The sequence below is a fragment of the Pseudohoeflea suaedae genome (assembly GCF_004354915.1).
Classification (GTDB): Bacteria; Pseudomonadota; Alphaproteobacteria; order Rhizobiales; family Rhizobiaceae; genus Pseudohoeflea; species Pseudohoeflea suaedae.
Genome location: NZ_SMSI01000001.1, coordinates 649,558 through 665,282, shown reverse-complemented (window position 1 = coordinate 665,282; position 15,725 = coordinate 649,558). Strand labels below are relative to the sequence as shown.

Sequence of the window (15,725 nt, the reverse complement as noted above, 5' to 3'; positions counted from 1 at the left end):
GACAACCGGGCGCCGGACCCTCCACAGCCCCGCCTCTCCCGATGGTCCGAAACGCTATTTGAGGTACGCACCTCATGTCAAACAAAAAATGAGGAGCGTACCTCAGAACGACATTTCCGGATGGTCGAAGTCCGTGCTCAGAACATCAGAAACAGACCGGCCAGGACTGCCGCAGCAACCAGAAGGACCAGCAATCCACGCGGGCTTGCCGCCTCTTCCACCGCATCGTCCAGCTGCTCCTCGAAATAGGACTTCGCCTCGCGATGCCGGCTGAGGCCGCTCGGACGATATTTCCCGGGCGCGTCATAGTGCACGACGCTGTCCAGCTTGAGCCGCTCGATAACGCTCGGATGCAGAGGCGCGTCCTCGGGCACGCTCCGCAACTCGCGGGGCCATTTCATCCGCCCCGACTTGATCTCGTCATGCTGAATCCCCGAGGGATCGGGATAGATCCGCAGATAGGCCTCGTCGATGAGGATGGGATCTTTCGCCGCCAGGGACCGCTCGACCATCCAGCCGAGTGCAATGTCGGACAGCCGGGATTCGGTTTCGGGGTAACTTCCACCAACGTCACTGTGGACGCCGGCGAACCAGACCTGTTCGAACCAGTCGTCGCTCTTCCCCTCGCCTTGCGATGACTCGTAGGTCCACTCGACGCGACGGAAATCCTTGCGGTTTTCGTCAATGGACAGGGCATGCTTGGCATATTCGACCCGCGGATTGAGGTACTTGTCGTAGAAGGCCATCTTCCAGGCACGGAAATGCAGGGTCTGCAGGAGCGGATAGGATGTCTCGGACGACCATGCGAGATGCGTGCGCAGATAGACGAGGACCGCTCCAATGAACGCCAGCGCAACCCCGGCGCAGATCCATGCCTGATAGGTCAGCCAGGAAGGCTGAAAGAAAAGTGTCAGACCCCAATAGACGAGAGAGACAAGTCCCCAGGTGACGGCCAGGATCACCGCCCCCATCGCCAGCTTGCGCGGCGCGCTCGCACCGACTGCGGCCACCGTATCCCATACGCCGATAAAGTAGGGAACGGCGTTCGACCAACCGGTGTCGGCCCACTCCGGCCGGACATTGGATCCATATTTTTCACGGAAGCGAAGAGCCAGTTCGTGGCGCTGCGTCTTGAAGCGCTCGCTCTTGCGGCCCAGTCCGTGCTGGTAGACCCCGATCACCGCCTCGCGCGCGATGCGTTCTGCCGTTTCGGGGTCGCGGAAGACGGGCTTTCCTCCTTCGGTGACGGGGATACCGCAATAGGCCATGACGCCGCCGAGGCAGCGCACCGTGTAGGCGCCGCGCGAGAAGCCATAGAGATAGACGCGATCACCCTCTTCCCAGTGCCGCAACAGGAAGGCGTAACAATCGACGATGTTGCGGGTGAGCCCCAGCCCCATGGCCTGGGCCAAGATGTTGTAGGCCTTGCGCCAGATATCTGAGCGAATGTGCTCGCTGTCGAGGGACGAGCCCAGACCGGGGTCGTAAAAGGCAATCTGCCTGTCGGGCGAAATACACGTGTCGGGCGCCGAACGCGTGGCACGATAGAGCTTGTAGACGTTGCTGCGCAGCTCATCGAGCGTGAGGCCGCTTCCCTGCCCGGTCCCGTCAGAAAAGATGATAATGTTCTTCGGCATGCCAAAATCCCAAAAGCAGAAACGCAACTTTTGGTTCATTTAGCACATAATAAAACGCCCGCAAAGTTGAACATCGCCAGCTCGCCGAGCGATCACCTATCGGCGAATTTGACGCATATTCACGTGCCGTAACGCTGCTCCGGCAAGACAACCTCGTCCGTGACGATGTCGAAACGCACGAGATTGGCGGAGCCGAAGCTTGTCGATATGGCGACGTCGGTTGCGTCGCGGCCGGTCGCGATCAGGATGCGGCCGATGCGCGGATGATTGTGGCGGGCATCGAATGTGTACCAGCGACCGCCGAGATAAGCCTCGAACCAGGCGCTGAAATCCATCGGCGCAGGATCGGCAGGCACGCCGATATCGCCGAGATAGCCGGTGCAGTAGCGCGCCGGGATGTTCATCGCCCGGCAGAAGGTGATTGCGAGATGGGCAAAATCACGGCAGACGCCGGTGCGGTCGATGAAGCCGCCGAACGCCGAGCGGGTGGAATCCGCCTTCTGATAGTCGAAGGCGATATGATCGTGCACGAAATCGCAGATCGCCTGCACGCGCGGCCAGCCGGGCTCGGTGTTGCCGAATTGCGCCCAGGCAAAATCAGACAGCTTGTCCGTGTCGCAATAGCGACTGCCGAGCAGGAACGGCAGGACATTGTCGGGCAGGTCGCGGACATCATGCTGGACCGCGTGCGGCGAGACGGCATCGGGCTCGCCGGAATCCTCGATCAGGAAATCGGTCGAGATCGTCGTCACACCCGCAGGCAGGACGATGCGGGCGCAGAGATTGCCGAAGGCATCCTCGTAGGCCGAAGCCTCGAGGGGGCGGTCGAATGCAAGCACCTGCCCGGTCAGGAGATCGCCGCGACGCGACGGGTGCACGTTGAGCGTGAGCAGCATTTCGGTCGGCGTTTCGCACCGATAACCCAGATGAAAACCGGCATGAATTTGCATGAACCAAACCTCCCTGAGCGCCGGCGGATGCACGACTGCACTCAAACGCCGACCGGTTACGGGGGTTCCACGCAGGATTACTTATTTATTGCGGCGACAGGGCGCCCTCACACGCGATCCAGCCTGCGGAGATGCCAGTCGCGATCGTTAAATTGCTGGATCTCGACACTGTATCCGTGCGGGCTGAGGAACATCGAGGAATATATCCCGAACGTCCCGCTATGGGCGGGTTTGCGGACATAGTCGACCCCTTTCGCGGTGAGGAAGTCGTACCATCCATCCACATCGTCGGAGACGATCGTGATCGTGACGCCGGCCTGTTCGGTCGGCCGGTCGGGCAGGTTGCACACACCCAGAAAGCTCGTCTCGCTGAGCTTGTAGATGTGGCAGCCCCCCTGGTCGACGACGAAATCCAGCTCCATGATCTCGCGGAAGAAGCGGGAGGTCATTTCGAGGTCGTCGGTATAGGTGAAGACGACGGTCTGTCCGATCGAGGGGTGCATGGGTGGCTCCATGGGAAGCGGGTGCAGGAAGACCGACCGGATCATGTCTCCGGCCCAAGCTCAAGTCAGACTGTGGCGAGGCCGGCACGGTTGCGGAGACAGGCCGCATCGCCGATCGGAAAGAGCCGTGATGAACGCGATCAGTCCCGGAATAGAAGACAAGAAAGTTCCGCGCGCGAAACACCATATACAATAGCAGAGGAGACAAGATTACATTATTGACAAGAGGCGACCTTGAATTAGATTTGGATGCTCATTCCTCAGCATGACCTAAACTTACCGCACGTCGCAATCCCGCAAACCAGATGCACGGCGCAACAGTGAAGAATGCAATTTTCCTGATCACGGATGCTCGCTTCGCCAAGATAACCGGAGCGGTCGGCAAGCGACTGGCCAGGCAATGGGAATGTGATGTCCATGTGTTTGTCGAAGACGAGAATGCCGACCTCGTGGACGTTCCGGGCGGCAGTGATATTCGTGTCCATCGCAACAAGATCAAGGCGAGTCTGCCCCGCAATATTCCGCTCTACGAGAGATGGCCACACATAGTCTTTCTGCGATGCTTTGCGACGACGCTGCTCAAGGATTACGATCGCCTGCTTTATCTCGACGCCGACATTCTGTGCGAGCGCGCCGACCAGTCCATCTGGGGGATCGAGCTGGCCGATGCCGGGTTAGGCGCGGTCACGGATGCCGCCACCATCGACAGGGCGCCGCTGGCAACAGGCTTGCCCCGGGCGGAATGGCTCAGCCGCATCGGCGTTTCGAGCGACCGCTATTTCAATGCCGGCGTCATGCTGATCGATCCGGCACGGCTGGATTGCGAGATGGTGAACCGAAAGCTGGCTCACTATTATGACGACCGTCATTTCGCGGGAATAAAGTCGCAGGACTTCTTCAACCATGCCTTTGACGGCCGATGGACGGAACTCAATCCGCGCTGGAACTATCAGCCGCCCTTCTTCGAACTGGGGCTCGATGGGTGGATTGATCCGGTGTTCCTGCATTTCTGTTCGTCGAACAAGCCCTGGTTCTTTCCGGACAATCCGGGAGCTTCGGGCTCCAGGCTCGAGCATGAGAAGGCATTCTTCGAAATCCTCGAGGAAGCCGGCATATCACCCCACGAGGTAGCAGCCTCCGCCCAGCACAAGAAGAGCAACGCCCATTACAGGACATCAAAGATGCTTCGGGCGCGGCTGCGCGCCACCTTATCGCGATTTGGCGTGAGGATGGGCAAGGAGCGCCGCGCGCGCGCGACCTGGCTGGCGCAGCGAAGAAAGATGATCGACTATCTGAACACCGCGCACAGAGACGGTCGGTTTGCCGACGCACTGGCGCGCTCCACTCACCCGCCTCTCACCAGCGATTTGAAGTTCGACGGCCGCAAACTCTGGTTGCAGCATTCGCCGCAGATGCCGGATGAACGTCCGCTCGCCGCCAACTGACGCCCCGACGAAGCCCACCCTGTAACCCGAGGCATCGCCAGCCTTTCGCGACAACCGCCCTGTTTGCCGAAATCTGGCGGACGCAGACATCACAAGCAGCTTATGAAATCCGCAAATTCCATGAATGACAGACCCTATTTGGTGACCGGCGCCGCCGGCTTCGTCGGATACCATGTCGTCCTGGCGCTACTGGCCCGCGGCGACACGGTGATCGGCATCGACAATATCAACGGTTATTACGACCCCGCGCTGAAGGAGGCCCGCCTGGGAAATCTCGCAGCCGGGGCGGCGACGAAGAATGCGACGTTCATTTTCGAGCGCATGGACATTTCGGACACCGGGGCCGTGGCGGGCCTCTTCGAACGGCACCACCCTTTCAGGGTCGTCCATCTCGCCGCCCAGGCAGGCGTCAGGCACTCGATCGAAAACCCGGGATCCTATGTGCAGTCCAATCTCGTGGGTTTTGCCAATATTCTCGAGAGCTGCCGCAATGCGGGCATCGACCACTTGACCTATGCATCGTCCTCGAGCGTTTACGGCGCCAATGGGAAGAGACCCTTCAGCGAGCACGACAATGCCGATCATCCGGTACAATTCTATGCCGCCACCAAACGCGCCAACGAACTGATGGCGCATGCCTATAGCAGCCTGCACCGGCTCCCCACGACAGGGCTCCGCTTCTTCACCGTCTACGGCCCCTGGGGAAGACCGGACATGGCCTATTTCAGCTTTGCTCGGAAGATACTGGGTGGCGAGCCGATACAATTGTACAATTTTGGGCGCCAAAGCCGCGACTTCACCTATATCGACGATGTCGTCGCCACCATGCTCGATCTTTGCGACCGTCCGGCACGCGGGAATGACAACTGGCGTCCCGAGCATCCCGACCCGCAATCATCGGCCGCGCCTTTCCGGCTGGTCAATATCGGCAGCGCCAAGCCGCACTCGCTCGGCGCCCTTGTCGGCGCCCTGGAAGCCGCGCTCGGCGTAAAGGCGGAGATCGAGTATCTGCCACCGCAACCGGGCGACATATCCGACACCCATGCGGATATCTCAAACCTCTCGGCATATATCGGAAGCGCGCCATCGACGCCCCTCGACCTGGGAATCTCCCGGTTTGCCGAATGGTATCGCGACTTTTACAACGCCTGATACGCGGCCCGGGTCAGATCCCCGTCGCTCCGCGACCTAGCTGAGCTTCGCAAAGGCTTCCCTGAAGCCGCCGAGAAAAATGGGGATCTCGATCTTGTTCCTGTTCAAATTGCCGAAGGCAACGAGCAGCTGCTTGCCGTCCTGCAGCTTCTCCAGCACATCCGGCTTGATCGATAGCCCGACGTAACAGCCTTCCGGATCGCATGTCTGAATCGGTTGCTTCTCCAATTCCTCACCGTCGATCGCCATCGTGATGCCGTCAGGCAGGTACAGGCCGTGCGGAAGCTGAATCATCATCGTTGCCTGTTCGGCTTCCGGAGGCATGCGCACGGATATGGAGATGAGAAGCTGACCGGTCTCTTTGATCTGCAGCCTTTTCACCGCTTCACATGTGGTATGCCCGGTCAGGCTAGCGCAGTTCACGAGCCACGGAATTTCGGCCCCCGGGTCCGCCTGCACCTGCTCCGTCTTCACGTCTCTTGCCGGGTCCTGAGCAAAACCAGCCACCGGCCAAACCGCGGCGAGGAGACAAACCGCGCCCAGTTCAGCTCCGGCAAATCTCCGCAATATTTTTACAAAACTCATAGTTGAAAACCCGAATTTCATGCAACCTCTACCAGGATCATCAATATTCATGATCTTTCGATCAGATTAAAATCAATCCCAGATATTCTGATCTTGGAACAGGCCATTTTATCCTGCTTACCGTATCAGTTTTGTGACAACTGCATGGTTTATCGGGCTCGCAAACATATTTTTTTAAGCACGTTATTTTTATCTCGCATTTTCCTCACATCTAATAGACAGCTCCCGGAAATGGTGCTTGTAGGAGCGCCGAATAGACGTTTTCGCCAGATGCGGCGCCGCTTGTCCGCGGTGTCGCCATGAGGGCCCGCAGTCTATTTACAGGCTGCCGGTCAAGTCGTACCGGAGTTGAAAATGGGGAATCTTGTTCGGCTGGTTCGCCGCGGCGCTCATCACGCGTACGGCCCCACTCATCCCCTGGATTCAGGAATTCGAAAATCCGTCTGGCGGAGAGCCGGCTTTGCGAGCCTGCTTGCAGCGCTCTGTCATACGCCTGCGCAGGCGGCGCCCGTCAGCTGTGCCCTGTACGGCGGCAACCAGGTCTGCACCGTAACAAATGACAATGGCACTCTGGATCCGACCGACGATTTCGAAGAACTCGTCAATTCGGACGGCGAATATATTCCGAGCGACGACAACAAGCGGATTGTCGTCGTCGTATCGGAGGACGGCACCCAGGTCACGCTTACCGACGTGGAGGGCAACGAACTTCCTGCCGACCAACTGACGAACTATCTGGCCACTCTCGCAGGCGCGGCTTCCGACGGCTCCGGGACTGATGAAACCGACAGCTCCTCCATCAGCGGCATCGTCAACCGGTCGACCGGCAAGAACGGCAGCAATGGCGGCACCCACAATTACCTCGTCTATTCCTACGGGGACAATGGCGGCAGGGCCGCAGACGGTGGCGCAGTCAATATCGAAAACGACCTGAACATAGTCGCGAACGGCGTTGGGATCGAGGCGACCAGCCAGGGTGGCAGAGGCGGCAATGGCGGCGGCGCAGGTGCTGCCCTCGGTTCGAATGCCGGTAGCGGCGGCGATGGCGGCGCGGGCGGAACCGTCAGCGTCGGAAACGAAGGTAACATCACCACGTCCGGCGATGGCGGACACGGCATTCTTGCCCAGTCGCTCGGGGGAGATGGCGGAAAGGGCGGCAAGGCCAGCGGTCTGGTTGCCCTCGGCGACCGAGGCGGCGACGGAGGGGATGGCGGCGATGTCACCGTCGACAACAGCGGCAACATAACCACGCAGGGCGACGAAGCCTACGGCATCTACGCCAGAAGCTACGGCGCCGGCGCAGGGTCGGGTTCAAGTTCGGGCGGTCTGGTCTCCATCGGCGGCAATGGCGGCGGCTTTGCCAGCGGCGGCAATGTTTCCGTCACCAATTCCGGCGCGATCGGCACGGCGGGCGAAGGCTCCTACGGTGCATTCGTGCAGTCGATCGGGGGCGGGGGCGGCGATGGCGGCAATAGCGGCGGTCTCTTCGCCTCGGGAGGAAAGGCCGGCTCCGGCGGCAATGGTGGCGTTGTTTCGTATACCCAGACGGCGGACGGACGAATTACCACACAGGGCGATGGCGCGACGGGCGTGCTGGTTCAATCCATCGGCGGCGGCGGCGGCAACGGCGGCAACGCGGTCGCCGTCGGTTATGGCGCATCGCTGGCATTGGGGGGTTCCGGCGGCAGCGGTGGCCATGGCGGCAAGGTGAGCGTCAATGTGGACGGAGGCATCCAGACGAGCGGCGACAGCGCCAATGCGATCGAAGCGCAGTCCATCGGCGGGGGCGGCGGCAATGGTGGCGTGGCCATTTCCGTGGCCGCGGGCACATCCGGATCGATAGGCGTTTCCGTCGGTGGCAGTGGCGGCAGTGGCGGTAACGGCAGCGATGTGGACGTCGATTCCTGGGCCGACATCGCGACGTCGGGCGAAAGCGCGAATGGTGTCATCGCGCAATCCATCGGCGGCGGCGGCGGCAATGGCGGCGCGGCGGTCAGCGCGTCCCTGTCGCCCGCGACGTCGATCGGTGTGACGGTGGGCGGCAGCGGAGGGGGCGGCGGCAATGGCGGGAATGTCACGGTCGATGTCAATGACGGGTCGATCACGACCACCAACGCCAACTCCAATGCAATTCAGGCTCAGTCGATCGGCGGCGGCGGCGGCAATGGCGGCCTTTCGGTGGCCGTATCCGGTGGCTCGGGCGCGGTCGGCATAAGCCTGGGCGGCAGCGGCGACGCGGGTGGTTCAGGGGGCCGGGTGGCTGTCGACAATTCGGTGACGCTGAAAACCATCGGCGACAATTCCACCGCGATACTTGCGCAATCGATCGGCGGTGGCGGCGGCAATGGCGGCCTTTCCGTGGCAGCCGCCGCGGGCGGCGCAGCAGCGACTGTCAGCATTGGCGGCAATGGCGGAGCCGGTGGGACGGGCGGAGAAGTCACGGTGACCAATACCGGACAAATCACCACTGCTGGCGATTACTCTTACGGTATTGCCGCGCAATCCATCGGCGGGGGCGGTGGCAATGGCGGCGGCTCGATTTCAGTCAGCGCCTCCGGCGGCCCCTATGCCGGCAGCGTCGGCCTGAGCCTCGGCGGCGGCGGCGGCGCTGGCGGCACCGCGGGCGCCGTCACCGTGTCCAATGTCGCACCCGATGCGCCAGGCAGCACAAACATTTCGACGCGAGGAGACGGCTCCTCGGCCATTCTCGCGCAGTCGATCGGCGGAGGTGGCGGCGCGGGTGGCTATTCCGTCGCGGCGACGATTTCGGGCGGCTCGAACGGCAGCGCGGCGGCTTCCGTCGCATTGGGCGGCGCGGGCGGAGATGGCGGCACTGCCGGCGCACTGACAGTGGCGAATGACGGAACGCTGATCACGGAAGGCAATCTGGCCTCGGCCATCGTGGCACAATCGATCGGCGGCGATGGCGGGTCCGGCGGAACCGCGGTTGCAGGTTCCATCAACATCAGCGGCGCCAGGGGCGTTGCCGCCTCGGTCTCGCTCGGAGGGAACGGGGGCAAAGGCGGCACCGGCGCCGGTGTGAGCGTGACCAACAAGGGTGCCATCGTCACTCATGGCGACCTGTCCAACGGTATTCTCGCGCAGTCCATCGGCGGCACGGGCGGCAGCGGCGGCGTGTCCGTTTCCGGCTCGATCAACGTCTCGGGAGGTTCGGGCGGCTCAGTCGGCGTGAGCCTCGGCGGCAGCGGCCGCAAGGGCGGTGCCGGCGGCAGTGTCGCCGTCACCAATGAGGCGGGACTGACCACGCTCGGCGATCTCGCATCCGGCATCGTGGCACAGTCCGTCGGCGGCGATGGCGGCAGCGGCGGCATGTCCGTTACCGGCGCCCTCAATGCTAGCGGCAGCAGTGGCGGTGCGGCTTCCGTCACGGTCGGCGGCAGCGGCGGAACCGGCGGGACAGGCGGCAGCGTCACCGTGGCGAATGACGGCAAGATCGTCACTCTGGGCGATCTGTCATACGGCATCCTGGCTCAATCGATCGGCGGCAATGGCGGCAGCGGCGGCATCGCCGTGGCAGGCGCGCTCAGCGGATCAGGCGGCTCGGGCGGCTCCATCGGCGTGGGCGTCGGCGGGTCCGGCGGCATTGGCGGGACCGGCGGAACGGTCACCGTCACGAATAAGGCAGACATAACGACGACCGGCTATCGCTCCAGCGCCATCGTCGCCCAGTCGATCGGCGGCGACGGCGGGACGGGAGGCCTTTCTGTCGGCGTGTCCGGGACCGCATCGCAATCCCTGGCCGCGGCACTCAGCGTTGCAATTGGCGGCGACGGTGGCGTCGGGGGACATGCAGACGCCGTCACGGTCACGAATACCGGCAACATCGTGATGTATGGCGCGTCCGGCGTCGATGACGACGACGAGGACAGTGCAGGCGAAATCGAAACCGTCGGCGCCGACTCATATGCTGCGATCGTGGCGCAATCCATCGGCGGATCGGGCGGCATGGGAGGCGCCGGCGGCTCCGGCACCGTTACGCTCGGCAGCCGGAATTCCCTCGTGGGCAGCGTGACGATCGGCGGTTCGGGTGGCACAGGCGGCGCCTCGGGCATGGTCAGCGTCGACAATAGCGGCGACATTCTAGGCTTCAGCAATGAAGTGATGGGCATCGTCGCGCAATCCATCGGCGGCAACGGCGGAACCGGCGGCGCGTCGGTCTCGGTCGATTTCAGCCAGCAATCGGCATTCAACGCGAATTTTTCCGCGACGGTGGGCGGCAGCGGCGGCGGCGGCGGGACCGCCGGGAACGTGCATGTCGACAACAGCGGCACGGTCGTGACGAAGGGCGATTCCGCCTATGCCATCCTCGCGCAGTCGATCGGCGGCAATGGCGGCAATGGAGGGCTTGCCGTCTCGTTGAGCGGCTCTCTCACGACGGGTTCCGGCCAGAGCGTGAATCTCGGCGTGACGGTGGGCGGTGCCGGCGGTGCCGGCGGCAAGGCCGGCGATATCGACGTGATGCTTGCCGACAAGGCCCTGCTTGTGACCAGGGGCGAGAACGCCCCCGCCGTCATCGCACAATCCATCGGCGGTTCAGGCGGCACGGGCGGGTTGTCGGTATCGGTGACGGGAACCTACAGCGCGGGAACAGTCTCGGGAGTTCCGCTCAATCTCGGCGTCAGCGTGGGCGGGCTCGGCGGTGACGGCGGCAAAAGCGGCAATGTTCACGTCGCCACCGAAGACGGCACCGCGATCTATACCGCCGGCGATTTTTCCTACGGCATTCTGGCCCAGTCGGTCGGCGGGAATGGCGGAAACGGCGGCGGCGCGGTCAGCGGCATCCTGAACATCGCCCCGACAGGCAACCCCGCGATCGATGTCGCAGTATCCGTCGGCGGTTCGGGCGGCGCAGGCGCCACGGCGGGGAAGGTCACGATCGACAATGGCGCCACGGTCGTCACGGGCGATCCGGATGATTCCTCGCTTGGCCAGTACGCTCACGGGATCGTGGCGCAATCGATCGGCGGCAGTGGCGGCACCGGCGGCTGGAGCAGCGCAATCACGTTTTCAGCAGGTGCCAGCGGCCAGTCGGCGGGCACTGTGAACATGTCCATGTCAATCGGCGGCGGCGGCGGCACCGGCGAGGACGCGGGCAAGGTGGATGTCACCAATTCCGGCACGGTGGTCGCCTATGGCGAAGGCGCTTTCGGAATTCTGGCCCAGTCGATCGGCGGCGGCGGCGGGGCCGGCGGCAGTACCAGTTTCGACCCCTCCTTGGACGACATCAGCGAATTTGAAGCGAATGGCGGAGCCATATCGGGCGGGACCGGCGCAAATACCTACAATTACTCGGGTGCGGTCGGCGGCTTCGGCGGTGTTGCCGGGGATGGAGACAGTGTAGCGGTTACCAATGGCGGCGATATCTGGACCTACGGCGTCAGCGGTCACGCAATCGTCGCGCAGTCGATCGGCGGAGGCGGCGGTGTCGGCGGAAACAGCACCTCAGCTTCGCTTGCCGCGACCGCAAGCCTCTCGACAACGATTGCCGTGTCGGTTGGCGGCTCGGGCGGAGCTGCCGGTGATGGCGGCAATGTCATCGTCAATAACGAGGGCCAGATCGTTACGGCCAAGGAAGGCGCCTACGGCATCTATGCTCAATCGGTCGGCGGCGGCGGCGGTACGGGCGGCGATGCCAACTCCTGGACATTGCAGACCAAGGATGCAGCGCTTGGCAAAAATGTCGGTCAAAGCTTCCAGGTCTCCCTCGCCATAGGTGGCGCCGGTGGCGCCGGCGGTGACGGCGGCGCGGTAGCCGTCAACAACAGCGGCAATATCTACACCCAGGGCGCCGGTTCGTACGGCATCTTTGCCCAGTCCGTCGGCGGCGGCGGCGGTGACGGCGGCGGAGCGAAAACCTCCGCAGGCGTCCTCACCGCCTTGCTCGAGAATGACCAGACCAACAAGAACAACTGGTTCCGCACCGGCAAATACAAGATGACGGTCGGCGGGCTCGGCGGCTCCGCCGGGGACGGCAATCTCGTGACTGTCGACAACAGCGGCAACATCTTCACCGTCGGGGATCAGGCGACGGCGATTTACGCCCAGTCCGTGGGTGGCGGCGGCGGCGCCGGCGGCAATTCCGACGCCGGGCTCGACGGGAATCTCGTCATTGGCGGATGGGGCGGTTCCGGCGGCAGAGGCGATGAAGTTCTCGTCTCCAATACCGGCACGATCTCGACGCAGGGAAGCTCGGCTCACGGCATTTTCGCCCAGAGCATCGGCGGCGGCGGCGGCGATGGCGGCAATGCCGATTTCGGCAATGCCGATTCCATTCGCAACGAAATGATCAAAGCGTTCCGCAAGGAAGGCAAGAACGGGATCACGGCGGTTTTCAAGAAGTTTGCCGAGAAGTTCAAGACCGTCAACCTCGGCGTCAGTGTCGGCGGCTTCGGCGGCTCGGCCGGTGATGGCGGCAACGTCACGGTGTGCAGTGGCGGAACGTTCACCGGCTCGTCCGGAGACTGCGAAGGCGGCGATGCGAAAGGCTCGATCCGCACGACCGGCGACGGCTCCCATGGCATCGTCGCCCAGTCGGTCGGCGGCGGCGGCGGCATCGGCGGCTCCACCACCTTGTCGAAGCTTGGCAAAATCGGCGTCGGCGGTCTCGGCGGCGTGGCGGGCGATGGCGGCGATGTCGCGGTCAGCAATCACGGCAACATCACAACGACCGGCGCCGGTGCTTACGGCATTCTGGCACAATCCGTCGGCGGCGGCGGCGGCATCGGCGGCGACATCACGCTCGGCATCGACGTTCTCGGCGAAGACAGCTCCCTTCTTTCCCGCGGGTATGACGAGGGTACGGTCGGCGACGTCGTCGGCGCTCTCGAGGCAAGCCTGGCCGATCCGGATGTCCTTTCGGAGGTCATCACGTCCCTCACCGGCTCCTATCGTGAACTGGATGGCATTCTGAACACGGCGGACGACGTGGTCGCCTTCGTGTCCGCCCTGCTGCAGTATGATTTCGATACCGGACCCTTCGATGTCTCGATCAACGGAACATCGGTAACGCTCGAGATCGGAGAGCTGCTCGCAGGGACCGACGGCGATGGCGGCAACGTGACGGTCGATCATACCGGCGACATCGTAGTGACGGGCGGAGCCGTCGCAGGTGATGAGGATGCTGTCGGGGCGGGATCGGTCGGCATCTTTGCCCAAAGTGTCGGTGGCGGCGGGGGTATCGTCGGCAATACGACGACGGTGAGCGAAGCCGAACTCGGCATCGATATCAACGATGACGGCGACATGGCCGACAGCTTCGAGGTTTCCGACGGCACGGCCTTTGCCGGCACCACGGGCGGCAATGGCAATGGCGGCGATGTCTCCATCACGAGCAGCGGCAACGTCGTCGCAGGCTGTCTGAACTGCATCGGCATCTTTGCCCAAAGCGTCGGCGGCACGGATGGCGGAACGAATGGCGACATCACCATCAATGTCGATGACGGCCTCGTAATGGGCGGCCTGCTTTATGGTGACGGCTCCGGCATCGCCGCAGCGATCATCATCGACGGCGGCAACGACAATACGCTGTCCATCGGTGAGAACGCCATGGTCTACGCATTGAGCGGGCAGGCGATCACCGGCAGCGGCGGAAACGAAACCATCCGGAACTCGGGCTACATCGCCGGCAATATCAGCCTCGGCAGCGGCGACAACAGCCTCCACAATTCCGAAACCGGCGAAATCGAGACGGGCCACGAGATCGATCTGGGAGACGACGAAGCGCTGTTCTACAATGCGGGGCTGCTCGATCTCGGAGGCTATGAGACTGTCCGTACGGTCACCCTGACAGGCAGTTACGAACAGAGTGCGACCGGCACCATTTATGCTGACGTTCATTTCGGCGACGGTGAAGCGTCCGATCTCCTGATCGTGTCGGGATCGGCAAAGATAGACGGCGTGATCAACGCGAACCTGATGTCACTGGCTCACGTGGGCGACACCGTCACCATCATCAAATCGGAAGACGGCACCTTTGGCGACATGGCGAACAACACCTTCGCCAGCAGGCTCGGCAGCGAAAGCGGGCTGCCGGATGTCCTTGATACGCTCACGGTGGATTTCGGTGTCATCACCTCGGGCGAGGATGTGAAGCTCGCGATCAACAAGGTCGATTTCTCGCCCGAGAATCCGGATCAGAACTCCTCGACCAAGCTGAGCCGGAATGAAACCGAAGCTGGCGACTATCTCAATCGTATCGTGATGGGGGAAGGATCGGTTGCTCTCGGCACGTTCATTGCCGACATCGCCAATCTTCAGGATTTCGACACCTACAAGCAGGTCATGAACCGGGTTACGCCGGAATCCTATGCGGCCAAGCTTGCGCCGACACTCTTCGCATCGCAGCGTTTCAGCACGATGATGCAGAATTGTCCGGAAGGCGACCGCCAAGGCGCAATCGTGATGTCCGGAGAGTGCATGTGGCTGCGCATCGCCAATCTCAGCGAGTTCGACAAGGATGGCTCGGCCGGCTTTGGCAGCACGCAGGAATCTTCTCATGGCTATCAGGCCGGCTTTCAGCTCAACATCGCTCCGTCCTGGTATGTCGGCGGGGCGATCGGCTATGACATGGTCAGTACGGTCGCTGCCATTTCCTCCAGCACTGGTGATCGCCTCAGCCTGGGCGGCTTCGTCAAATACAAGAACGATGACTGGCTGGTCTCGCTGGCGGCATCCGGCGGGCATAGCTGGTATGAGACGCAGCGGTTCACCGACCTGGCATCGCTGACCTCCTATGCCGGAGCGGCACAAGCCGAAGACCAGATCAGCAATGCCAACTTCCAGCTTCGCACGGCACGCAGCTTCCATTCCGGCGACTGGTACGTGACACCTGCGCTCGACATGAATGTCTTCTACCTGCAGATGAACGAAGGCAAGGAAAGCGGCGCCGGCGCGCTCAATCTCAACCTGCAGCAAACGGGTCAGTGGGTCTTCGGTATCACACCCTCGCTGGAGACTGGTTTCGAATACACCGATCCGGCGACCGGCGTCGTCTACAGGCCTCATCTCGGTGCCGGGGTAACCGTCTACAACCGGGATTATCTCGGCGTCGATGCCACCTTCGAGGGCGCACCGGCCAGCGCGGGAACTTTCCGGGCCACCAGCGATCTCGATCAGGTGACGGCGAATTTCTCCGCCGGCCTCGACATTCGTGATCCGGACGACCAGTTCGGCCTTCGCCTCAGCTATGAGGGACGCATCGGGGAACGGACCGAGAGCCATGCCGGCAAGCTGGAGTTCGGCGTCAAGTTCTAGATGCCTTCCCTCCTGCCGGTTTCCAGAGCCCTCACCCGGCTTCCCGCTCGGAGGGAGCCCCTGCCGCAGGCCAATGCCGTGCGCCCCATCCGGGCGACAAGGGGAGCGACACCACATAATATCGGGAGCGGCACTTATCCGAACGTTAAGCGACGTCTGAGAGAAAGGTATCGGACAACA

General features: G+C 62.6%; 7 protein-coding genes. 3 read left to right on the top strand and 4 right to left on the bottom strand.

The genetic code is table 11. The features are described from left to right. Positions 1-137: 137 nt before the first annotated feature. The 3 genes from E2A64_RS03105 to E2A64_RS03095 all read right to left on the bottom strand — a co-directional run bounded on the left by E2A64_RS03105 (position 138) and on the right by E2A64_RS03095 (position 3,090). Positions 138-1,637, bottom strand: a complete 1,500-nt coding sequence (locus tag E2A64_RS03105) for a T6SS phospholipase effector Tle1-like catalytic domain-containing protein (RefSeq protein ID WP_133282965.1) — start codon at positions 1,635-1,637, stop codon at positions 138-140. Between the two features lie 119 nt (positions 1,638-1,756). Further along, complete coding sequence (locus tag E2A64_RS03100; protein ID WP_133282964.1) at positions 1,757-2,587, bottom strand: transglutaminase-like domain-containing protein; 831 nt, start codon at positions 2,585-2,587, stop codon at positions 1,757-1,759. A 107-nt stretch (positions 2,588-2,694) separates the two neighbouring features. Beyond that, on the bottom strand, positions 2,695-3,090 hold the full coding sequence (locus E2A64_RS03095; RefSeq protein ID WP_133284230.1) for a VOC family protein: 396 nt from the start codon (positions 3,088-3,090) through the stop codon (positions 2,695-2,697). 320 nt (positions 3,091-3,410) lie between these two features. On the opposite strand from E2A64_RS03095, the gene E2A64_RS03090 reads away from it, so the two are divergent. Both E2A64_RS03090 and E2A64_RS03085 read left to right on the top strand, forming a co-directional pair. After that, the gene (locus E2A64_RS03090; RefSeq protein WP_158285666.1) at positions 3,411-4,535 is read left to right on the top strand and encodes a glycosyltransferase family 8 protein; all 1,125 of its coding nucleotides are present in this window, start codon (positions 3,411-3,413) and stop codon (positions 4,533-4,535) included. Between the two features lie 120 nt (positions 4,536-4,655). Next, on the top strand, positions 4,656-5,687 hold the full coding sequence (locus tag E2A64_RS03085) for an NAD-dependent epimerase/dehydratase family protein (protein ID WP_133282962.1): 1,032 nt from the start codon (positions 4,656-4,658) through the stop codon (positions 5,685-5,687). Positions 5,688-5,723: 36 nt separating this feature from the next. Here the strand turns inward: E2A64_RS03085 and E2A64_RS03080 are convergent, their stop codons facing one another. Continuing rightward, positions 5,724-6,323: an invasion associated locus B family protein gene (locus tag E2A64_RS03080; RefSeq protein ID WP_133282961.1), complete on the bottom strand. Its 600-nt coding sequence runs from the start codon at positions 6,321-6,323 to the stop codon at positions 5,724-5,726. Between the two features lie 303 nt (positions 6,324-6,626). Here E2A64_RS03080 and E2A64_RS03070 point away from each other — a divergent pair, with 303 nt between their 5' ends. Further along, on the top strand, positions 6,627-15,545 hold the full coding sequence (locus E2A64_RS03070) for an autotransporter outer membrane beta-barrel domain-containing protein (protein WP_158285665.1): 8,919 nt from the start codon (positions 6,627-6,629) through the stop codon (positions 15,543-15,545). Positions 15,546-15,725: the final 180 nt, after the last annotated feature.